Below are 21,890 nucleotides of genomic sequence, written 5' to 3'. Positions count from 1 at the left end.
ATGAAAAACCTATCACTCAAGCAGAAGATACTGTTGTCTGTGGTGATCGCCCTCTCCCTGGTGATCCTGCTGCTCTCCTGGCAGAGCTACAGCAGCCAGAAGTCCCTGTTGCTGCAAGGCAGTCAGGAACAGGTGCAGCGCCTCGGCAGCCAGCAGGCCGCCAGTGTCAGTGACTGGCTCGCCGCCCGTCGCGACGTGATCCAGGCCCTTGGCAACAAGGCCGGCTCCGAGCCCCTCAACGCCCTGCAACAGGCCCAGGTGTCCGGCCGCTTCCAGCTCACCTACTTCGGTGAGGGCGGCGGCAAGATGAATGACTCGGATCCCTCCATCAATCGTGACGGTTACGATCCCCGCTCTCGTGGCTGGTATCAGGAAGCCATGGCCAAGGGCGGCATGATCGTCACCAAACCCTATCTGGACGTAGCCTACAACGTCATGGTGGTGACCCTGGCCCAGCCGGCCCAGGGCGGCGTGGTCGGCGGCGACCTCTCCATCGCCTCCCTGGTGGAGGATGTCACCAAGATGGCCCTGCCGGCGGACGGTGTCGCCATCCTGATGCACAAGGATGGTACCGTCATCGCCTATAAAGATGCGGCCAAGGCGATGAAGCCTGCCAGCGAGATCGACAATGATCTCTCCAATGCCCTGATCGAGCAGAGCAAGAGCAGCAACAGCCTGCTCCCCGTCTATTTTGACAACGAAGGCCGCGACAAGCTGCTGTGGGCGACGGACATCCCGAACACCGACTGGGAGCTGGTGCTGGTGCTGGACAAGTCCACCCTGGAGGCGCCGCTCTCCTCCCTGCTGATGACCCAGCTCGGCCTGGCCCTGCTGGTACTGGTGGGCAGCATCATCGCCATCTCCTGGCTGGTGAGCCTGCTGCTGGGCCCGCTCGGCAAGGTTTCCCAGGCTCTGGCCCGCATCGCCGACGGTAACGGCGATCTGACCCAGCGCATCAAGATCGACGCCAATGACGAGGTAGGCCAGCTGGCCAACAGCTTCAACCGTTTCGTCGGCAGCCAGCACCAGCTGATCGGCAACATCCGCCAGCTTGCCAACGAGCTGAACGCCGATGCGGAGCGCAGTCTGGTAACCAACCAGGCCGCGGTGGAAGAGCTGCAGCGCCAGCAGCAGGAGGTGACCATGGTCGCCACTGCGGTCACCGAGATGGCGAGCGCCACCATGGAGATCGCCGGCAACGCCGAGAATACCGCCGCCGCCGCCCAGCAATCCGCCCAGAGCAGCGAGCAGGGCAAGATGCTGGTGAACCAGACTCGTCAGTCCATCAACAACCTGGCCGAGGAGGTGGGTCAGGCCACCGGCGTCATCGGCGAGCTGAGCCGCCACGCCCAGGCCATCTCCGGCATCCTCTCCACCATCCAGGGCATCGCCGAGCAGACCAACCTGCTGGCGCTGAACGCGGCCATCGAAGCGGCCCGCGCCGGTGAGCAAGGCCGTGGTTTCGCCGTGGTGGCGGATGAGGTGAGGGTGCTGTCGCGCCGTACCCAGGACTCCACCCAGGAGATCCAGTCCACCATAGAGACCCTGCAGCAGACCACGGCCCGTGCGGTCAGCCTGATGCAGACCAGCCAGGGCTTGGCCGACAACAGCGTGAAGGACGCCGATGCCGCCGCCGCTGCGCTCGAAGAGATCACCCAGGCGGTGTCGCTTATCTCCGACATGGCGGGTCAGATCGCCACTGCCGCCGAGGAGCAGACCCAGGTGACCGGTGAGATCACCCAGAACACCACCGCCATCAAGGATGTGAGCGACGAGATCACCGCCTCCGCCATGCGCGACCTCGATCAGGCGCACAACCTCAAGGGACGCGCCACCAATCTGAACCAACAGGTGTCGACCTTTATCCTCTAAGACGCCAGTCGCAGCCTGTTCGAGCTGACATAAACAAGCCCCGCACTCGAGAGAGCGCGGGGCTTGTTCGTCAGGGGCTGTTGGTATGTCGTCAACGCTGCTTGCGCCGAAACGTCAATTGCGCCAGGCGATCTCCCTCTGGCATGTTCGCCTGGGAACGTCAGCGAGTGAATGAATTCATTTGGCTACAGGTCTCTGCCAATCCGGTGGGCGCCGTGCCAGTTTTGAGTTCAAGCCATTGAGTCAGATCGGTTTTGTTCATGGGATGCGCAAACAGGTAGCCTTGCATCAAATGGCACCCCAATTGGTAGAGTTGTATACGCATCTCCTCGGTCTCGACGCCTTCTGCAATGACTGGCATATCAAGTTCACGTCCCAGTAAAAGCACCGCTTTGACGAGTCTTTCATCCCCTTTCAGCAGCGTCTGGGTGAAGCTGTAGTCCAGTTTGATCGCATCGATAGGCAGAGATAGCAATCGTTCCAGGGAGGAGTAACCGGTGCCAAAGTCATCAAGATGGATTTTGAATCCCGCTTGAGTCAGTGCCAGCAGTTGATCTTCCAAGCGACCGTGATTCTCGGCAAACAGACTCTCCGTTAGTTCAAAATGGATCGCGCTTCTTGGCAACTGATGACGATCGGCCAGCTCGGCGAGTTGTGTCACCAGATCTGGCTCCATCAATTGCAGTACCGACAGATTGATATTGATGTTCAGGTCGGGGTAGGCGTATCTCAGTTCATGCAGCGTTCCCATCGCCTGGTCGGCAATCCACTTGCCCAGGGGGATAATCAGCCCGGCCTGTTCTGCCAGAGGGATAAATACACTGGGGGGGCAGAACCCCGTTGGGGTGGGCCAGCGGCACAGGGTTTCCACCATGGCGACGCGGTCACTTTCCACATCCATGATGGGTTGATACCAGACCTCAAATTGTCGCAGTTGCAACGCTTCCCGCAGCGCTTGTTCCAGCTGCATGCGCTGTGAAAGCTGGTGATGCAAGATCTCTCGATAACAACGGTAGCAATGTTTGCCCGCCTGCTTGGCATCATACATGGCCAAGTCGGCGTTTCGGATGAGCTCATCTGCGCCCATGGCGCCATCATCGTAAGCGATTCCGATAGAGGCACCGACCTGGATTTTTCGTCCCCCCTGCTCGATTTGCTGGCCGGATATAGTCAGCATCAGCCGTTCGGCGAGCGAAATGGCACCCTCTTCCTCTCTGACCATCTTGGTGATGATGGCAAATTCGTCACCACCTATGCGAAACAGCATGTCTTCACCACGAATAGCCTGCTTGAGACGCCCTGCGATGGTTAGCAAGACCTGATCCCCTGTCTCGTGCCCCAGACTGTCATTAAGGGTCTTGAAATCGTCCAGATCGATCATCAGCAAGGCAATGCGGCCACGGTCATGTTTGGCGCGCAGGCAGGGATGCTGATTGAGCTGCTCGCTCAACAATTTCCGGTTGCCCAATTGGGTCAGTCCATCGCGTCTGGCCTCGTTGTAGAGGGCCTGCTCCGAGAGTCGGAGCTGTTCCACCATGCTATTGAGCGCCCTGGCCAGGGTATCGAACTCGGGACTACCCGATAAAGGCCAATGTTTGCTTGTGGGCTGCAAGCTGCTGTATTGCTCGGCCAGGCGGGTAAAAGTGGTGAGCCGACGCATCACCATGCGTTCATAAATGGTAATAGTGCCCAGGCCGGCGGCGATCAGGAGCAGGGTTGAGTTGATGAGTAGCATGCGATTGCTGAGCCGCTGTTGCGTCAGCAATTGGTGATCCGGGGGGACGTGCAGTATGAGGCGATGGGCATTTTCACTGTCTGGCAGAGCGCGCTGCTCGGCAAGAGGGGCCTCCCCTGTATCTCGGAGAAACTCGATGTCCAGTTTGGTCATGTCCCGGATCTGTTGCACGTCTGTCCCATCAAGTTGGCGGATCATGGCTATCCAGCCCTCCACGTGCGGGTTGGTGGCATCAGGGTCTTGAACAGGATGAACCGCTAGCAGGATGGGGTGCTCTTGATACCAGCCGTTCAGTGTGTATCCCCGTGTGTGTTGTGATGACCAGTAGTGAGAGAGATAGTCCTGCGCTTTGGACCAGATGGGGTGGGAGTCGCCCAAGGTTACGTAGGTTGCCCCCCCTCTACCGATGACACGATAGAGCGAGTGATCCGATCTGATGAACAGTACAAAGTGGGCATTGAGGTTATCCAGTGTTCCCGCGTTGAAGTTCTCGTCGAGATAAGTGGGCAAGCTGCCATTGATGAAGCGAATGGAGTCTCGCCATTCGGCATAGTCCCGTGTGCTGACCATGAGGCTTTTCTGCATGGATTCAATGTACTGCTGTGCACGATCCAGGGCTGCTTGCTGATTATGCTCGTTTAAAATCCGGGTATTGGCAGAGAGTACAGCCGTGCTGACGCCATAGCTGATGGCTGCTGCGCATGAGATCAGCAGCAGAAGATAGAGAGACACTTTATTGCGCAGACTATTGAGTCTCACCGCACCACCTCGCATTGACTATGTCTTATGCCAATAGTAGTGGAAGGTGATCAATGCGGTCGCTGTCTGACTCCTATTGAGCAAAAAGCCCCCTCTTTGCAAAAAGAGGGGGCTTTGGTCACCAGAATCCTCCGGACTGAGGGTTCTTGCGCATATTGCGTCTGAGAGGACGGGAATTACAGGAAGGGCAGAGCCAGGAACAGCTTGATCACCACGGCATTGATGATGTCGATGAAGAAGGCACCCACCATGGGCACCACCAGAAACGCCAGGTGGGAGGGGCCGAAGCGTTGGGTGATGGCCTGCATGTTGGCGATGGCGGTGGGGGTGGCGCCCAGACCGAAGCCGCAGTGGCCCGCCGCCAGCACGGCTGCGTCATAGTTGCGGCCCATGACCCTGAAGGTGACGAAGATGGCGTAGAGCGCCATCGCCACCGTCTGGGCGGCCAGCAGGATGAAGATGGGCAGGGCCAGGCTGGCGAGATCCCACAGCTTCAGGCTCATCAGCGCCATGGCGAGGAAGAGCGACAGGCTGACGTTGCCGAGCAGAGAGACTTCCCGATCACTCACCTCGTGCCAGTTCAGCAGGGTCAGCAGGTTGCGCAGCAGCACGCCGACGAACAGCACGCAGACGAAGACCGGGAGCTCCAGGGCGCTGCCCTTGAGGTAGAGAGAGAGCATCTCGCCCCCCTTCAGGCTGATGGCAATGAGGGCCAGGGTCTCGATCACGCTGAAGGTGGTCAGCGGTCGCTCCATATCCGGCATCTCGAAGCCCTGGGGGGCGCCGTCCCGGTTGTGCTCCTCGCCGGGCACCTGCACCTTCTTCACCAGGTAGCGGGCGACAGGACCGCCGATCAGTCCCCCCAGCACCAGACCGAAGGTGGCGCAGGCGATGGCGAGCTCGGCGGCGGATTGCACGCCGTACTTTTCGGTGAAGATGGAGCCCCAGGCCGCGCCGGTGCCGTGGCCGCCGGAGAGGGTGATGGAGCCGGCCAGCAGCCCCATGTGGGGGTCCAGACCCAGCAGGGTGGCCAGACCGACCCCCAGGCTGTTTTGCACCAGCAGCAGGCCGGTGACCACCAGCAGGAAGGTGATCACCGCCTTGCCGCCGCGCTTGAGGCTGCCCAGATCGGCGGAGAGGCCGATGGAGGCGAAGAAGGCCAGCATCAGCGGGGTTTGCAGTGTGGTGTCAAATTGCAGTTCAAGCTGCATGGTGGAGCGCAGCAGCAGCAGCACCAGAGCGACCACCAGGCCGCCTGCCACCGGTTTGGGGATGTTGAAGGTGCGCAGGGGGCCAATCCGGTTGACCAGCAGACGGCCGAGCAGCAGCACCAGGGTGGCGGCGACCAGGGTGGCGTAGGAATCAAGTTGTATCATGCGGTACTCCCATGTTGATCGGCTGTGTCTTTGGCGAGAAAGACGCACAGATTCAGCCGGGATGAAACAGTGTGGCGCAGGCGCCAGTTCAAGAGGGGGCCACGGGCCCAGTCCCAGGTAAAAATGGGATCGATGCGAGCCCGATTTCATCAGGCATCCAGATGACATTTATGAAAAATTCGCCGGATAGTAGCAAAAATCACCGTTTATATCCATGTTCATCATATTAATGCTCAAAACAGTGCATTAACCTAGCATTTAAAACTGCGCGCTGGGCGTGCTCCGGCCCGCAACAATGACTGCTGTCATTTGCAGCGGCAGTCTCTATAATTCGCCAGTTTCCCGCCCATGAGCGGCACCGGAATAGGAAGTGAAGGAACCGGCTAAGCCTTTAAATGTCTGCCGGTTGTCAGTCCAGAGAGAGGAGAGGGTGTGAAGAAGTCTATCTATATCGCCTACACGGGCGGCACCATAGGGATGCAGCGTTCCGACCACGGTTATGTGCCGATGGCGGGTTTCATGGAAGATTGTCTGGCGCGGATGCCCGAGTTCCACCGGCCCGAGATGCCGGATTATCATATTCACGAATATGCCCCCCTCATCGACTCCTCCGACATGACCCCGGCGGACTGGCAGCGCATCGCCGAGGACATTCGTGACAACTACGAGCAGTACGACGGCTTCGTGATCCTGCACGGCACCGACACCATGTCGTTCACCGCGTCTGCGCTCTCCTTCATGCTCGAGGATCTGCACAAGCCGGTCATCATCACCGGCTCCCAGATCCCGCTCGCCGAGCTGCGCTCCGACGGCCAGCAGAACCTGCTCAATGCCCTCTATATCGCGGCTAACTACCCGATCCACGAGGTCACGCTGTTTTTCAACAATCAGCTCTATCGCGGCAACCGCAGCAAGAAGGTGCACGCGGACGGCTTCCACGCCTTCGATTCACCGAACTACCCGCCGCTGCTCAACGCCGGTATCGCCATCTCCCTGGAAGCGGGGGAACTGGGCGTGCCGTCCGAGCGACCGCTGGTGCTGCACGACATCACCCCCCAGCCCATCGGCGTGGTGACCCTCTATCCCGGCATCTCGGCGGAGGTGATCGCCAACATCCTGCAGCAACCGGTGCGGGCGTTGATCCTGCTATCCTTCGGGGTGGGCAACGCGCCGCAGAACCCGGCTATGCTGGCGCTGCTCTCCGAGGCGTCGGCTCGGGGCGTCATCATCGTCAACCTGAGCCAGTGCCTGCACGGCAAGGTCAACATGGGAGGCTATGCCACCGGCAACGCGCTGTCCCGGGCCGGGGTCATCTCGGGCTTCGACATGACCGCGGAGGCGGCGCTCACCAAGCTGCACTTCCTGTTGAGCCAGGATCTGCCGGCGCCGCGTATCCGTGAGCTGATGCAGCAGTCCCTGCGCGGTGAGCTGACGCCCTGAAGGTAAAGCTCGCTGCACAGCGCAAAAAGAGAGGGGAGCCATGATGGCTCCCCTCTTGTTTTTCCACTCATGGATCAGTTGTTGGCTGAATCATGGTTGACACAGTATCTAACTGAAAAAAATATGTTTTTCCATCCAGCACAGAGCACATAACAGTGACTGATGTCCTGCTCATTGGCGATGTTCATGGTAGATTGTGCACGTGGGGTTAATTTGAATCTATTTTTCGGTGTAGTTAACGCGTGACTGAGTGAAGGATGAACGGCAGATGATCGAAATCAAACACAAACTGGCAGCCCTGTTGGCACAGCTTAACGAAGGATTGGTGGATCGCGATGAGGCGATGAAGCTGGCATTGCTTTCTCTGCTGGCAGGGGAAAATGTCCTGCTGGTGGGTCCACCGGGAACGGCAAAGAGCCTTATCTCTCGTCAGGTCGCCAAGGCGCTGAAGGATGATGACAAAGAGGGTGCCAGCCATTTTGAATATCTGCTGACCAAATTTTCAACACCCGAGGAGATCTTTGGCCCCCTCTCCATCTCCAAGCTGAAAGAGGATCGTTTTGAGCGCAATACGGTTGGGTATCTGCCATCGGTGCAGGTCGCGTTTCTCGATGAGATATTTAAGGCCAGCTCCTCCATTCTCAATGCTCTGCTGACCATTCTTAACGAACGTATCTATCACAATGGTTCATCAGTGCAGAAGGTGCCGCTACGCAGCCTGATCGCAGCGTCCAATGAACTGCCGACCGGTCAGGAAGAATTGAGTGCACTGTATGATCGCTTCTTACTGCGTAGCTTCGTTGATTATGTGAGCGAAGATAATTTGCATAAGCTTTTTACCCTGGAAAATAGTGAGCACCTAGAACACTTGACCCCATTGAGATTGGGTGAGCTAGCAGAATTTGATAAACAAGTTACGAGTGTAAAAATCCCTGAGTTGATTCAGGAAACTATTTTGGATATTTGGAAAAAACATAACGAGTTGTTTAAAGAAGATCGTAGAGAGGGATTATCTGATCGGCGTTTGGTAAAAGTTATTCACCTGCTGAAGGTATCTGCCTTGACCAACGATAGAGACGAGGTTGATCTCTCAGATTTAATGCTATTACGCTATTGTTTGTGGAATCATGTTGATAACAAAGGGAAAGTAACATCCCTAATTCACAATATATTGCGGCCATATAGTCAAATTTCTTCAAAGGGTAATCGTGACAACGTATCTTATAATCAGGTCACTTCAACCAATAACTCTGGCCGTTCATCAAGTGATAAGTCCATTGGCATTATTCCCGGCTTAGAAGGTAAAGGCACCGAGGATGATCCTATACTAATTAAAAATCTCCATGACTTTGGCCGCCTTGAAGAAGACTGTGTCGGAAGGGAGGGGTATTTTTTTCGGCAAACAGAAAATATTGATCTCGCTGCATTGAAAACATTCCCTGTAATTGACTTTAAGGGGGTTTATGATGGTGCTGATTTTACTATTCAGGGTAGAGGTAGAAAGGAAGCCCTATTCAATAACATATTCTCAAATTCGATCATTAAAAACTTGCGTGTAAAATATTGCTCGCTGGCGAATAACTCCAGTTTTAGTGAGATAACTTTCTGCGAAGTTGGGCAAACTATGTTTTTAAATAGTGCGAACGACAGCAGAATCATAGGGTGTGTCATAGCTGGTAGCCTAGCTGACCAATCTTTAAAAAGAACTGAAGTATCTAAGTGCCATATTTATGGTCGTGCGGTAGGTGATGATCATCCCAAGCTATCAATATTGGTTGATAGTTGCATGGTTATGGATTGTTTTTTTTCGATAGATAATTGTAATTATTATGGAAAGTCAGCTGGTGGTGTTATCCACTCGTGCAGTAACAGTACAGTAGCAAGATGTTTTATTACAGGTGAGTTTATATCTGCAGCAAATTCATTCTCATATTCAGGGTATTTAACTAGAGGTGCGACCGCCAGTAAAATAACTAAATGTGCATTGGGGCGCGTATCGACAAATATTGAAAATCCTTACGGGTTTTGCTATGAGCGTAGCAACACAGAATTATTGGACAACTTGAGTACAGATACAAATAGACTCCATGTTCTCGATGACATCAGAAATGGAAAGTTGATTGATGAGATTAGATTAAATCAGAGTCTCTTAGAGCACTCGTTGGGATGGAATTTTGATAATGTATGGCAATGGGACGATCAAACCAATAGCCCCAAATTGCAATCCGTTGGATTGAAGGCTGCTAACAATCCGATAGGCGAGCAGACATCAGCGTCAGACAAAATCGATCTGTTACTGCAGCAGATGAATGCCAATCTTTGGGTATAAGGGGCGCTATGTTTGGTCTATTAACTGGCATAGCCAGCTCATTATGGCGAGGCATCAGCGGTGCTACGGCTGTAATACCGCTTGGGATAAAGGGCATCAAATACTTTATTGACAGCAATTTTCGTGATCAGGTAACCCCACAACCAGGTAGTGTGCTTTATTGCGACCTTTGGTTAGGTGCAGAACATTCCGGTATCTATGTTGGCGATCAAGAGATCGCCAACATAGAAGTCACAGATGTTGCTGAAAGCACAGTAAATCGATGCGACCCAGCCAGTTTTACCTCAAAAAGCAAGCTGGGCCGCAAGATCTATGTCTCCTGTGACAGTGATGGGGCTGTCGGTTGTGAGGTGGTGGCTGACAAGGCCGTGAGTCATATTGGCGACCGAGGTTTTTATGGGCTGGTATTTGCGAATTGCCATGTTTTTTCGGCCCGATGTGTCAAACATTCACCCCAAAGTAGAGGTTCTTCTTGGTTTAATAGCCTGTTATCAACAATGAATATTATTGACGAGAGCTGGGAACCGACCATCAAAGCGCTAAAAGAGTCTACCAGATATAAGTTGGGTGCAACCAAATGGCGATTATGGGACTGGGACGGCTCGATGGCGGATAATCCTGCCCCGGAACCGGATTGGCAGGCCCAGGAAGAACATCTTAAAAACCAGCCTCTCAGTGAGGAGGTGATGGCCGCGCTTCGGGCCGAGCTGGCAGAGTGTAAAGCCTATGAGGCAGAGCTGGTCGACGAGGAACTGCCTGCTGAAATCCGTACAAAGATGGCAGGTTACGGTCAGTTATTAGGTGATATAGATACTACCTATGAAAAGGCCAAGCCCTTGTTGACGGCCTGTTCCGGTGCCAACTTCTCTTATCACGATCTCAAATTATGTAGTGATGATATTGAACCATTAGCCAGGCAGTTACAGCAAAATCATGCCATAAAAGAGTTAGTTCATAAGATGGGCCGCGCCTATATCTCGGAGGAGAAGAAAAAACAGGCCCGGCTCCCTCAGGCAAGCAAGAGTGAGGTACACGGTACTCACCGTAGTGATGATCTAGCTCGTTTGCTTCCTACCGAGTTGGTCAATCTGGAAGATGAGGCGCTGGAAACTCTGTTCTACGCCCGTTTTTTGGAGCAAAACCTGATGACTTACGAGTTGCAGGGCGTCACATTGACTCAGGGTGAGCGACTGGAGTTGGAGCAAAAGCGCACAGGGCCTGTGGTCGCCTGCCTGGATACATCCGGTAGCATGAGTGGGGCCCCACTACTGAAAGCCAGGGCGTTATTGCTGGCTGTGTCGGCAATCCTGCAACAAGAGCGGCGTTCTCTGCATGTAGTGCTCTTTGGTGACAATGGGGAGTTGAGAGAATATGCCATACATGAAGAAAACTGTGCTGCGGGGTTGCTCCATTTCTTGCGACAAGGATTTGGTGGCGGAACGGACTTCGAAACACCGCTGAACCGCGCCTGTGAGATCATCAGGGATGCCAAGGCATATGAGAAGGCCGATATTCTGATGATCTCTGATGGTGATTGTGTTCTTTCGGATGACTACATCGAATACCTGCAAACTAGAAAGAAGATGCTGGATTGTTCAATTTATTCGGTACTTTGCCATGGTCAACGAGTTGCTGACCGATTCAGTGACGAAGTCGTAGTCTTATAGGGGTCGGTAGTGTGTTCGAAGAATGAGATAAAGAGGGGGAGTCATATTGGCTCCCCCTCTTTTGCTTCGTCGCCGCAATGGACGAGGTGCGGCCCGCCTCAGTGGCTAAGGTCGACCCGCACTATCTCTTCCTCATCGCGATACTGGCGTTTGAGCTCGCTCTTGCTCTTCATCACGATCTCGCCGTCACGGCCTATGTTCATGTGCTCGGGATTCTCGAGGTGCATCGCCTGCCAGGCCATCACGGCCTGCAGCGAGGTGGCCTTCTGCTCGTCGGTGAGGGGCTGGCCATCCGGCCATTTGCCGAGCTCGACCGCGGTCTTGAGCCGCTCGTACACTTCCTTGGGCATCTGCCCTATCACCTGTTGAAACGACATTCGGCCTCTCCTTGAAAATTGAGCCATGAAGGGATCAGGCTGGCAGATCCTGACGGACTACGCCGGCCATCTGCTCCATTACCCGTACTACCTGACAACTGTACCCGAACTCGTTGTCATACCACACGTACAGCACGCAGTGATCCCCCTCGGCGATGGTGGCCTGGGAGTCCACTATGCCCGCGAAGCGGGAACCCACCATGTCAGAGGAGACCAGCTCGGTGCTGGCGCTGAAATCGATCTGGCGATGCAGGGCTGAGCTCAGGGCCATCTGCTGCAGATAGGCGTTGAGGCTCTCTCTGTCGGTGGCTTGTTCCATGCTCAGGTTGATGATGGCCAGCGAGACGTTGGGGGTGGGCACCCGGATGGCGTTGCCGGTCAGCTTGCCCTTGAGCTCCGGCAGCGCCTTGGCCACCGCCTTGGCGGCGCCGGTGCTGGTCATCACCATGTTGAGGGCCGCGCTGCGACCGCGTCGCTCGCCCTTGTGATAGTTGTCGATGAGGTTCTGGTCGTTGGTGTAGGAGTGCACCGTCTCCACGTGGCCGTGGCGGATGCCGAACTTGTCCTGCATCACCTTGAGCACCGGGGTGATGGCGTTAGTGGTGCAGGAGGCGGCGGAGACTATCTTGTCATCCGGGCCTATCACCTCGTGGTTGACCCCGAACACCACGTTCTTCATCTCCCCCTTGCCGGGAGCGGTCAATAGCACCCGGGCGGCGCCACGAGCCTTGAGGTGTTCGGACAGGCCTGCCTCATCGCGCCAGACCCCGGTGTTGTCGACGATCAGCGCATTGTCGATGCCATAGGCGGTGTAGTCGATGTCGGCCGGGCTGTTGGCGTAGATTACCTGGATGAAGGTGCCATTGGCGATGATGGCGCTGCGATCACTATCCACCTCGATGGAGCCGTTGAAGGGGCCGTGCACCGAGTCACGGCGCAGCAGGCTGGCCCGCTTCTCGAGATCCCCCTCGCGGCCGCCGCGCACGACGATGGCGCGCAGGCGCAGGGAGTTGGCGGCGCCGGTGCGCTCGATCAGCAGCCGGGCCAGCAGGCGGCCGATGCGGCCAAAGCCGTAAAGCACCACGTCGGTCGGTGCCGGCACGCTGGCCCGGTTCAGGGCCGGGGCCAGTTTGGCTCGCAGGTAGTCGTCTATGCCGGCTTCATCCTGATGATCCTGCCAGTAGCCCACGGCCAGCTTGCCGAGGTCCACTTCGGCGGCGGTCGGGTTCAGGGCGACCATGGCCTGGAGCAGGGGGAAGCTTTGCTGGATGGGGAGGGGGGCGCCCTGGTGGCGGCGAACGACCCGGTGGGCCTTGAGGATGTCGATGGTGGAGGCGTTCTGCAGCGGGCGCCCGTAGAGGGTGATCTCTATCCCTTGCTGGCGGTAGAGGCGACCAATCAAGGGCTGCATGGCTTCGGCGAGCTCCTGGCTCTCCTGCCACGCCTGCAAGTAGTGCTCGTGGGTCATTAACCAGATCCTTTATTTCACGTTGTTGAAGCAAGTTGCCTGGGCAAATTGACATTCGTCGAATGCAGATCAGTGTAGGGCTGACGGTTTCGTTATATTATTCTGCAGTCGCGGCCTTATACGGCGCGCGCATTGTAATGGATATGTAGCCTGTTTGCTAGTTGGCGGTGGCCAGTGCGGGTTGCGATTGTTACCAACCAGATGTGAACCATGACCCTATTCTCACAGCGTCCGTTACTGCTCCCCCTCGCCTGTTGTCTGACGCTGATGGCCTGCGACGACGACAGGATCCACAACATCTGCTCCCAATCCCCGACTCTGTGTGAGGATCTGGTGGACGACGGCTGGTGTCGCCATGAGCGCAGCGATGTCATCCGTGCCCGCTACTACCTCCAGGAGGAGGGCACGGACAGACGCCAGTACGAGTTGATGCGTGGCCTGGAGCGTTATCTGCAGTGTGCCGAGCACTCCACCAACATCGAATACAAGCGGGCCCGCGAGCAGAAGAGCCCCAGGGTGGAGGGCATGCTGGCTGCCGGCGCTCAGCTGGCGCAGCTGGATGCGCAGACCCGTGGTTCCCAGGATCCCTATCTGCTGCTCTGGCATTGGACCAACAACACCAATCCAGCGGCCCGTGCCAGCTTCCTTGCGCTGGAAGGCACCCCCGCCCTCGAGGAGCCGGAGCTGCAACTGGCCCTGGGGGGTATCTATGCCAAGAGCGAGCCCCAGAAGGCCATCGCCTTGATGCACCATGCACTTTCCCTCTACGGGGAAGGGGACAAGGTCAACAGCCGGATCCTCACCGCCCTCAGCACCCTCTACATGGGGCAGAAAGCATTTGATCTGGCCTATCAGTGGGGCAAGGTGAGCGAGTCGTTTCAGGAGACCCCCGAGGTGTCATCCACCCGCCTCGGGATCTACCATGCTATCGGCAAGGAGCAGCAGGAGAGGCTGGATCAGGCGGCCGCCACCATAGTCGACGCCCTCAGGGAAGGGAGCTACCAGGCCCCATGATCCCGCTACCACCCAGTGCCCGTGAATGGGCCCATGCGTTCGACATCCGCCTCGTCCATGGTCAGGTTCCCTGCGAGGGGCGGGTGCTCGAGCGGACCACGGTCAGGGCCGTGGTGATGCGCGGGGATGAACTGCTGTTGGTGCACTCTCGCGTCAACGGGGATCTGATGTTCCCCGGGGGCGGAATAGAGGCGGGGGAGTGCCACAGTACCGCCTTGGCCCGGGAGCTGCGGGAAGAGTGCGGCGCCGAGCTGGTGGCCGTGGGTCTGCTGCTCGGGCAGACCCGGGAGTTTCGCGCCGCCCGCGAGGCCGACTACGACGCCTACTGCATCCGCTCTTTCTATTACCTCTGCCAGGTGGGGGAGGCGTGGAGCGAGCCGCGCCCCCAACCCTACGAGATACGCCTTGGTTTCACCCCGGGCTGGTTCGCACTGGAAGAGGCCCTGCAGACCAATAAGACCCAGCTGGCTGGCCCCTGCCCCCAGTGGACGGTGCGCGAGACGAGGGTGCTGGCCGAGTTGCAGCACTGGGTGGATGCGGGTCTGCTGAGCTGATCACCATGGAGTGCTGACAATAAAAAACCGCCATTCGGCGGTTTTTTATTGTCGCTGCCGGATCAGGGCACGCAGACCGGGCAGAAGGCGTAGGTGCCTTGCGGGTCATTGAAACGGGTCAGCGGGTCCAGGCTGCGGTTCATCTCCACCAGCGCCTTGCCCAACCCGGCGGGCAGCCAGCTTTGCAGGTGCGGGGCCAGCGCCTGGGCGCTGCTGTCGAACAGCTCGCGCAGGAACTTGTCCCTTGCCGACTCTTCCGGCGCTATGGGGGTGACCTGCCAGCTCTTGAGGTTGGCGAGCTCGGCGGCGGCCTTGAGGGCGTCGTCCAGATTGCCGAACTCGTCCACCAGCCCCAGCGCCTTGGCATCCAGGCCGGTCCAGACCCGGCCTTCGGCGGCTTTCTCCGCCTCTTCCGGGCTCAGACCCCGGCCCTTGCCGACCAGACCGACGAAGCGCTGGTAGGTGTCTTCCACGCTCAGCTGGATGGCCTGACCGACGTGCTCCGGCAGGGCCCGGGTCAGCCCGATCCCCACGAAGTCCGTGGTGCCGATGCCGTCGGTGTGCACCCCGTACTGGGAGAGCGCCTTGTCGATAGTGGCGAACATGCCGAACACCCCGATGGAGCCGGTGAGGGTGGTGGGGGAGGCGAAGATCTTGTCCGCATCGGCGGAGATCCAGTAGCCACCGGAGGCGGCGTAGCTGCCCATGGAGATGACCACCGGCTTGCCAGCCTGCTTCAGGGCCAGCAGCTCGGCGCGGATCTGCTCGGCGGCGAAGGCGCTGCCACCCGGGCTGTCGACCCGCAGCACAACGGCCTTCACCTGGTCATCGCGGCGGGCTTCGGCCAGCAGATCGGCCAGGCTGTCGCCGCCTATGGTACCGGCGGGTTGCACCCCGTCCATGATGGCGCCGCTGGCGGTGATGAGACCCACCTCATCCTTGCCGCTCTGGGGATATTGCTCGGGGATGGCGGCCAGATACTCTTTCAGGCCGACCCCTTTCCAGCCGTGATCCTCGCTCTCGCCCACCTCCTTGATAACCGCCTGGGTCATCTCGTCACGGGTGGCGAGCTGATCCACCAGGCCGTTGTCGAGGGCGTAGCTGGCGGCATTGCCACCGGCCTTGCGCAGCAGGTCGAGGAAGTGATCCTTGTCTGGTGCGACGGCATCTGGCTCTATCTCCCGCTGCTCGGCCACGTCGGCCACATAGGATTGCCACAGCTGATCCAGCCAGCGCTGGTTCGCCTCCTTGCTCTCGGGGGACATCTCATCCCGGGTATAGGGCTCGACGAAGGATTTGTAGGTGCCGACCTTGAACACATGGGGGGTGACGTTGAGCTTCTCCAGCGCCGACTTGAAGTAGGTCTGGTAGACGCCAAAGCCTTCGATCAGCACGGCGCCGCTCTGGTTGAGCAGCACGTGGTCTGCGTGGGCGGCGAGCAGGTAGGCGCCCTGGCTGTAGTAGTCGGCCATGGCGATGACCGGTTTGCCGCTCTCCTTGAATGCGTCGATGGCGCTTGCCACCTCCTGCAGCTTGGAGAGGCTGGCCCCCTGCAACCCCTGGGGCTTGAGCACCAGTGCCTTGATGCGATCGTCATCCCCGGCGCTCTTGATGGCCCACAACAGGTCGGAGAGCACGATTTCGCTCGGCTGATCGTCGCTTTTCTCCACCTGCCTCAGCAGTTGCACGGTCGGATCGGTTTGAGTGCGTTGTTCGACCAGTACGCCGGCGAGATTGAGGGTGAGGGCGCCCTCGATGGGGGTGCTGGGTGTCTCGCTCTGGTTGAGGCTGAAGGCGATGACCAGCACGACGATGAGAAACAGCAGATTGACCAGCATCAAGCGGGTAAAGTTGAGCAGACGCCAGAGGCTGCGAAACAGCCACCCCAGACCTTTGAAAATAGACATAGCCGTGCTAACGCCCTGTTAATGGGTAGAGAAGGGCATTATTAACCAGTTGACCCGCCAATTGCCATTTTCGCTTGGCTGGGATCGCTCTCCCTGGCTTCAGGACACGGCTGTTCGCTGAAAAAATGTCCAAACATTTGTTTGAAAAAGGATTTTCGATTCTTTACTCTAGCCTCAATTTGATAACAAAAAATTAACTGGAGGCCCTGTGAGCCGCTACCCGACGTTGCTGACCCCCCGCAGTCCCCTTCTTCGTCACCATGTGCTGGCGGCATCTTGTGCGTCTGCCTCTAAAAGGAGTGCGTCATGAGCCTGTATCCAACGCTGCTGACACCCCTGGATCTCGGCTTTACCCAGCTCAAGAACCGGGTATTGATGGGCTCCATGCACACCGGCCTCGAGGAGGAGAAGGGGGGCTTTGACAAGCTGGCCGCCTTCTATGCCGAGCGCGCCCGCGGCGGTGTCGCCCTCATCGTCACCGGTGGCATCGCCCCCAACCTGCGGGGGCGCCTGGTGCCCCATGGCTCGCAGCTCAGCTTCCCCTGGCAGGTCGCCAAGCACAAGAAGGTGACCGGCGCCGTGCATCAGGAGGGGGGCAAGATAGCCCTGCAGATCCTCCATGCCGGTCGCTATGCCTATCATCCGTTCAGCCTGGCGCCGAGCGCCATCCGGGCTCCCATCTCTCCGTTCAAGCCGCGGGCCATGAGCGAGCGGCAGATCCGCGGCACCATACGGGACTTTGCCTCGACCGCGGCACTGGCCAAGGCGGCGGGCTATGACGGTGTCGAGGTGATGGGGTCGGAAGGTTATCTCATCAACCAGTTCATCTGCGAGCGCACCAACCAGCGCAGCGACGGCTGGGGCGGCAGCAGCGAAAACCGCATGCGTTTCCCGCTGGAAATAGTGCGGGCCATTCGCGAGCGGGTCGGCACCGACTTCATCATCATCTTCCGCCTCTCCATGCTGGATCTGGTGGAGAAGGGCTCCTCTCTGGAGGAGGTCATAGCGCTCGGGAAGGCGCTGGAGCAGGCCGGGGTGAGCCTCATCAACACCGGCATCGGTTGGCACGAGGCGCGCATCCCCACCATAGCCACCAGCGTGCCGCGCGGCGCCTTCAGCTGGGTGACCGCCGAGCTGAAAAAGCACCTCACCGTGCCGCTTATCACCACCAACCGCATCAATACCCCCGAGGTGGCCGAGCGCATCCTGGCGCAGGGGGAGGCGGACATGGTCTCCATGGCGCGCCCCTTCCTGGCAGACCCCGAGTTTGTCATCAAGGCCGCCGAGAACCGGGCGGACGAGATCAACACCTGCATCGCCTGCAACCAGGCCTGCCTGGATCACGTATTCAAGCAAAAACGCGCCTCCTGCCTGGTCAATCCCCGCGCCTGCTTCGAGACCGAGCTCAATTTCGGCCGGGTGCCCCAGCCCAAGAGGCTGGCGGTGGTGGGGGCCGGGCCGGCCGGGCTGGCATTCGCCTGCTACGCCGCCGAGCGCGGCCATCAGGTGAGCCTGTTCGATCAGGCGCCGACCATAGGCGGCCAGTTCAACTTCGCCAAGCAGATCCCGGGCAAGGAGGAGTTTCACGAGACCCTGCGCTATTTCGCCAGACGGTTGGAAAAGTGCGGCGTCGAACTCTATCTCGGCCAGCGCCAGAGTGCCGAGAGCCTGCTTGGCGGTGGTTTTGACGAGGTGATCCTCGCCACCGGCATACGTCCTCGCACCCCCAACATTCCCGGCATCGATCACCCCAAGGTGCTGAGTTACCTCGACGTGCTGCGCGATGGCAAGCCGGTGGGCGACAAGGTGGCGGTGATCGGGGCCGGCGGCATCGGCTTCGACGTGGCCGAGTTCCTGGTGGAGAAGAAGGCGGAGGGGAGCGCGGATCATCATCGCGATCACTGGCTCAGGGAGTGGGGCATCGACAAGAGCCTCGGCGAGCGCGGCGGTCTGATGACACCGGTGATCGACGCTCCCGAGCGCCAGATCTGGCTGCTCCAGCGCAAGGAGAGCAAGGTGGGGGATGGCCTCGGCAAGACCACCGGCTGGATCCACCGCACCGTATTGAAGAACCGCAAGGTGCAGATGCTCTCCGGCGTGCAGTACCTGCGCATCGATGATGAAGGGCTTCACATTCAGGTGGGGGAAGCCAGACAGTGCCTGCCGGTGGATCAGGTGATCATCTGCGCCGGACAGGAGCCCCTGCGGGAGCTGCAGGCCGGCCTGCAGGCGGCGGGCAAGCCGGTGCACATCATAGGCGGTGCCGACGTGGCGGCGGAGCTGGACGCCAAACGCGCCATCCGCCAGGGGGCCGAGCTGGCGTCCGTTATCTAGCGCCTTGGCCTGAGCCGACAGTATGATGATAACCCCCTGACTATCAGGGGGTTTCCATTGGTGGCGCCGACCGGCCCTGGCTGTGCTCCCCTTCGGGCTGTGCTAAGGTAGCGCCATCATTGCCTCCTGATAAGGAACTGACCATGGATGCCCTCTCCCTGTTACTCAACCGCCACTCCTGTGGCCGTCTGACCACCCCGGCCCCGAGTGGCGAGGTGCTCGACAATATTCTGAAGGCCGGCCTGCGGGCGCCGGATCACGGCACCCTGACTCCCTGGCAGTTCATCCTGTTTGAAGGGGAGGGGCGTGAGCGTCTGGGGGCACTGTTGGCGGACGCCGCTCGCACCCGCCGCGAGGATGAAGATAGCATCGAGAAGAGCCGCGCCGCGCCCCTGCGAGCGCCCCTGGTGGTGGCCGTCGCGACCCGTTATCAGGCGCACCCCAAGGTGCCGAAGCTGGAGCAGGAGCTCTCCGCTGGCTGCGCCCTGATGGCGATGCAGATGGCGGCCCAGGCACAGGGGTTCAACGGCATCTGGCGCTCCGGCTGGTTCATCTTCGACGAGGTGATCAATCGGGGGCTGGGGTTGGCACCGGACGATCAACTGGTGGGCTTCCTCTACCTGGGCACCCCCATGCTGGAGGCGCGCAAGTTGCGGGAGTTGCCGATCGCCGACTTCGTACGTCGCTTCTGAGTCAAAGATAATGCACAAGAGCCCTGATTATTCAGGGCTTTTTTATTCCCCCCGGAACGACATCGGGCTGTACTCAAAATTGGAGGCTTGCCAAGAGGGGGGTAGGGGGTTGGCCGGACATTTTTTGAATAGTGAGAGGCTGTTCTCAATCCTGGTTGATTACCCTATGTAAAACGTTTGCGCCCCGTTATTATCCCACTGCCAGTTTAGAAGGTGACCCCTTCTAATTTTCTGCGATGAGAGTCGCAATTCCGTAGCACCTTTTTACAGCCCAGCGTCGTTATGACATTGGGCTTTATTTTTATGGGCGTTTTTCTGCGCCAGCACCACGGCATTTGTGGGCCCCTAGCTGCCGGTCACTGGCATCTAGACCTTGGTGGGCAGGATGCGGGCCGGGTTGCCCACCACCCGGGCTCCGGCAGGGACGTCTCTGGTCACCACGGCGCCCGCACCGACGATGGCCTCCCGTCCTATGGTGACCCCCGGCAGCAGTATGGCGCCACCACCGATCCAGACCCTGTCTTCTATGGTCACCGGCAGCGCTGTTTCTACCCCCTGGATGCGCTCATCGGCGTCCAGGGCGTGGGCGGCGGTATAGATCTGCACGTTCGGCCCTATCATGACATCGGCGCCGATGCGGATAGGCGCGTTGTCCAGCAGGGTGGCCCCCATATTGATGTAGCTGCGCTCGCCAAGGTGGATGTGGCGGCCATAGGTGCAGTAGAGGGGCGGGCAGATAAAGGCGCCCTCCGCCAGCTCGCTGACGATCTCTTTGAGCAGCGCCAACTGCTGCTGCTCCTCTTCCGCGCGATTGAAGCGGCGATAGCGGCACGCCGTCTCCCGGCGTATCGCATCCAGCTCCTGGGCCATGCAGTTGTAAGGCTGGCTGGCGATCATCTTTTCGTATTCGGTCATGGCTAGGCCTCAATGGGGTGAAGGAGGAGAGGATAAGTCATCAAGGGCAATAGAATCGTGAAGCTCTCCCCAGAGTGGGCAGAAGGGCGCGCAGCTGGCGCCGGGAAACGACAAGGGCACCCTGGGGTGCCCTTGTTGGTTTGCTACTGCAGGTATAGAGGATACCTGTTGCTATCAGCCGTCTTTGTGGCTGCAGGCATCAAGATGACGGTCTCTATCAGCCGTGCTTGCGGCCTGAGAGGCGACACCACTCTTCCTTCACCGCGGTCGGGTCCATGTCGAACCACTGGCTGTAGATGGTCTCCAGCTCCGGGGCCTGGCTCTCCAGCACGCCGGAGAGCGCCATCAGGCTGCCGGGCTTGCCGTGGCCGGCGATGAGCGGCGCGAGCTCGCGCAGCGGGCCGGCCAGGATATTGGCCACCACCACGTCAGCTTCGACGTCTTGCGGTTGGTCGGCAGGCAGGTAGAGTTCGATCTGGCCGGCGACGCCGTTACGTTCGGCGTTGTCATGGCTGGCCTGGATGGCCTGCGGGTCGATGTCGATGCCGATGACACGGGCGGCGCCGAGCTTCAGGGCGGCGATGCCGAGGATGCCGGAGCCACAACCGAAGTCGACTACCGTCTTGCCGGCCAGATCCAGCCCATCCAGCCACTGCAGGCAGAGCGCCGTGGTGGGGTGGGTGCCGGTACCGAAGGCCAGGCCCGGATCTAGCATGACGTTGACCGCGTCCGGGTTGGGGACGTCACGCCAGCTCGGGCAGATCCAGAGCCGCTCGCCGAACTGCATCGGGTGGAAGTGATCCATCCACTCGCGCACCCAGTCCTTGTCCTCCAGCTGCTCGACCTTGTAGCCGACGTCTTCCCCGAAGATCTGCTGGAAGAAGGCGATGGTGGGAGCCGGGTCGGTTTCGGCATCGAACAGCCCCATCACCTCGGTCTCGCCCCAGAGCGGCGTTTCACCAGGCAGTGGCTCGTAGACGGGCACATCCTGGGCATCCATAAAGGTCACCGCCTGGGCTCCACGCCCCAGCAGCATGTTGCTCACCTTGTCCGCAGTCTTGGCGGTGGCGTTGATTCGAATTTGTATCCAGGGCATGGGGTCGACTCTTCATAAATGTGAAACCGCGGGATTCTATCATCATGGGCCTGTGCTGTCGTGGTTTGCCCATGATGGGATGGGGAAGGAAGGCAACTCTGCCAAGTTGGCACGGTTAATGTATTCCTTACTGGGTGACGGGAAGCAACTTGTTCCCGCTGAATGCTTTGCTCTATGAAGTTCCGTCATCTTTTTCAGCCACCTTCGGGTGGCTTTTTTTATGCCGGTGCGCTGAAAAACGGTCATTTTGCGGATAAAAGCAGACATTGGCACGCAATCTGCAAAGTTCCACCTGTCCTGCATAAGGATATGTGTGTGATTGTTACCCCAACGTTCAGGTTTTAAGGGCCATCCC

General features: G+C 58.7%; 15 protein-coding genes. 8 read left to right on the top strand and 7 right to left on the bottom strand.

Annotation, left to right across the window (positions count from 1 at the left end):
* Complete coding sequence (locus tag KW824_RS08455; protein WP_218409525.1) at positions 1–1,872, top strand: methyl-accepting chemotaxis protein; 1,872 nt, start codon at positions 1–3, stop codon at positions 1,870–1,872.
* A 160-nt stretch (positions 1,873–2,032) separates the two neighbouring features.
* Here the strand turns inward: KW824_RS08455 and KW824_RS08450 are convergent, their stop codons facing one another.
* Both KW824_RS08450 and gltS read right to left on the bottom strand, forming a co-directional pair.
* Positions 2,033–4,366 carry an EAL domain-containing protein gene (locus KW824_RS08450; RefSeq protein WP_218409524.1) on the bottom strand — a complete coding sequence of 778 codons (2,334 nt, stop codon included), beginning with the start codon at positions 4,364–4,366 and terminating at the stop codon, positions 2,033–2,035.
* A gap of 176 nt (positions 4,367–4,542) precedes the next feature.
* Entirely contained in the window at positions 4,543–5,742 is a 1,200-nt protein-coding gene (gene gltS, locus KW824_RS08445) for a sodium/glutamate symporter (RefSeq protein WP_005326527.1), read from the bottom strand.
* A gap of 432 nt (positions 5,743–6,174) precedes the next feature.
* On the opposite strand from gltS, the gene ansA reads away from it, so the two are divergent.
* The 3 genes from ansA to KW824_RS08430 all read left to right on the top strand — a co-directional run bounded on the left by ansA (position 6,175) and on the right by KW824_RS08430 (position 11,178).
* The gene (ansA, locus tag KW824_RS08440; protein ID WP_042648756.1) at positions 6,175–7,182 is read left to right on the top strand and encodes an asparaginase; all 1,008 of its coding nucleotides are present in this window, start codon (positions 6,175–6,177) and stop codon (positions 7,180–7,182) included.
* A 268-nt stretch (positions 7,183–7,450) separates the two neighbouring features.
* A complete protein-coding gene (locus tag KW824_RS08435) occupies positions 7,451–9,511 on the top strand; it encodes an AAA family ATPase (RefSeq protein ID WP_218409523.1) in 2,061 nt (686 codons plus the stop codon).
* Positions 9,512–9,519: 8 nt separating this feature from the next.
* Positions 9,520–11,178, top strand: a complete 1,659-nt coding sequence (locus KW824_RS08430) for a VWA domain-containing protein (RefSeq protein ID WP_218409522.1) — start codon at positions 9,520–9,522, stop codon at positions 11,176–11,178.
* A 98-nt stretch (positions 11,179–11,276) separates the two neighbouring features.
* Here the strand turns inward: KW824_RS08430 and KW824_RS08425 are convergent, their stop codons facing one another.
* Entirely contained in the window at positions 11,277–11,555 is a 279-nt protein-coding gene (locus KW824_RS08425) for a YeaC family protein (protein WP_218409521.1), read from the bottom strand.
* 34 nt (positions 11,556–11,589) lie between these two features.
* Positions 11,590–13,023: a glyceraldehyde-3-phosphate dehydrogenase gene (locus tag KW824_RS08420; protein WP_218409520.1), complete on the bottom strand. Its 1,434-nt coding sequence runs from the start codon at positions 13,021–13,023 to the stop codon at positions 11,590–11,592.
* Positions 13,024–13,233: 210 nt separating this feature from the next.
* Between KW824_RS08420 and KW824_RS08415 the strand changes: the two genes are divergently transcribed.
* Positions 13,234–14,037 (top strand): DUF2989 domain-containing protein, encoded by an 804-nt coding sequence (locus KW824_RS08415; protein ID WP_041205173.1) that lies wholly within the window; start codon positions 13,234–13,236, stop codon positions 14,035–14,037.
* Positions 14,034–14,591: an NUDIX domain-containing protein gene (locus KW824_RS08410; RefSeq protein ID WP_005326535.1), complete on the top strand. Its 558-nt coding sequence runs from the start codon at positions 14,034–14,036 to the stop codon at positions 14,589–14,591. The genes KW824_RS08415 and KW824_RS08410 overlap by 4 nt, the downstream gene beginning before the upstream one ends.
* Before the next feature lie 62 nt (positions 14,592–14,653).
* Here the strand turns inward: KW824_RS08410 and sppA are convergent, their stop codons facing one another.
* Positions 14,654–16,498 carry a signal peptide peptidase SppA gene (gene sppA / locus KW824_RS08405; RefSeq protein WP_042648761.1) on the bottom strand — a complete coding sequence of 615 codons (1,845 nt, stop codon included), beginning with the start codon at positions 16,496–16,498 and terminating at the stop codon, positions 14,654–14,656.
* A 306-nt stretch (positions 16,499–16,804) separates the two neighbouring features.
* On the opposite strand from sppA, the gene KW824_RS08400 reads away from it, so the two are divergent.
* Both KW824_RS08400 and KW824_RS08395 read left to right on the top strand, forming a co-directional pair.
* Positions 16,805–18,832, top strand: coding sequence for an NADPH-dependent 2,4-dienoyl-CoA reductase (locus tag KW824_RS08400; protein ID WP_218409519.1), 2,028 nt, complete (start codon positions 16,805–16,807; stop codon positions 18,830–18,832).
* Between the two features lie 143 nt (positions 18,833–18,975).
* Positions 18,976–19,524, top strand: coding sequence for an NAD(P)H nitroreductase (locus KW824_RS08395; RefSeq protein WP_218409518.1), 549 nt, complete (start codon positions 18,976–18,978; stop codon positions 19,522–19,524).
* A 366-nt stretch (positions 19,525–19,890) separates the two neighbouring features.
* Here the strand turns inward: KW824_RS08395 and KW824_RS08390 are convergent, their stop codons facing one another.
* The gene (locus tag KW824_RS08390) at positions 19,891–20,439 is read right to left on the bottom strand and encodes a sugar O-acetyltransferase (protein WP_218409517.1); all 549 of its coding nucleotides are present in this window, start codon (positions 20,437–20,439) and stop codon (positions 19,891–19,893) included.
* A 217-nt stretch (positions 20,440–20,656) separates the two neighbouring features.
* Positions 20,657–21,535 (bottom strand): 50S ribosomal protein L11 methyltransferase, encoded by an 879-nt coding sequence (prmA, locus tag KW824_RS08385; RefSeq protein WP_005326544.1) that lies wholly within the window; start codon positions 21,533–21,535, stop codon positions 20,657–20,659.
* Between the last annotated feature and the right edge of the window lie 355 nt (positions 21,536–21,890).

It is taken from the genome of Aeromonas sp. sif0611 (assembly GCF_019218845.1).
GTDB classification, from domain to species: domain Bacteria; phylum Pseudomonadota; class Gammaproteobacteria; order Enterobacterales; family Aeromonadaceae; genus Aeromonas; species Aeromonas media.
Note: the sequence above shows the minus strand (reverse complement) of the source record. Positions and strands in the feature narration are given on the sequence as shown.

Coding starts and splice junctions, on each gene's coding strand:
- KW824_RS08455 (WP_218409525.1), top strand. CDS start 1: ATGAAAAACCTATCACTCAAGCAGAAGATACTGTTGTCTGTGGTGATC.
- gltS (WP_005326527.1), bottom strand. CDS start 5,742: ATGATACAACTTGATTCCTACGCCACCCTGGTCGCCGCCACCCTGGTG.
- KW824_RS08435 (WP_218409523.1), top strand. CDS start 7,451: ATGATCGAAATCAAACACAAACTGGCAGCCCTGTTGGCACAGCTTAAC.
- KW824_RS08430 (WP_218409522.1), top strand. CDS start 9,520: ATGTTTGGTCTATTAACTGGCATAGCCAGCTCATTATGGCGAGGCATC.
- KW824_RS08425 (WP_218409521.1), bottom strand. CDS start 11,555: ATGTCGTTTCAACAGGTGATAGGGCAGATGCCCAAGGAAGTGTACGAG.
- KW824_RS08420 (WP_218409520.1), bottom strand. CDS start 13,023: ATGACCCACGAGCACTACTTGCAGGCGTGGCAGGAGAGCCAGGAGCTC.
- KW824_RS08415 (WP_041205173.1), top strand. CDS start 13,234: ATGACCCTATTCTCACAGCGTCCGTTACTGCTCCCCCTCGCCTGTTGT.
- KW824_RS08410 (WP_005326535.1), top strand. CDS start 14,034: ATGATCCCGCTACCACCCAGTGCCCGTGAATGGGCCCATGCGTTCGAC.
- sppA (WP_042648761.1), bottom strand. CDS start 16,498: ATGTCTATTTTCAAAGGTCTGGGGTGGCTGTTTCGCAGCCTCTGGCGT.
- KW824_RS08400 (WP_218409519.1), top strand. CDS start 16,805: ATGAGCCTGTATCCAACGCTGCTGACACCCCTGGATCTCGGCTTTACC.
- KW824_RS08395 (WP_218409518.1), top strand. CDS start 18,976: ATGGATGCCCTCTCCCTGTTACTCAACCGCCACTCCTGTGGCCGTCTG.
- KW824_RS08390 (WP_218409517.1), bottom strand. CDS start 20,439: ATGACCGAATACGAAAAGATGATCGCCAGCCAGCCTTACAACTGCATG.
- prmA (WP_005326544.1), bottom strand. CDS start 21,535: ATGCCCTGGATACAAATTCGAATCAACGCCACCGCCAAGACTGCGGAC.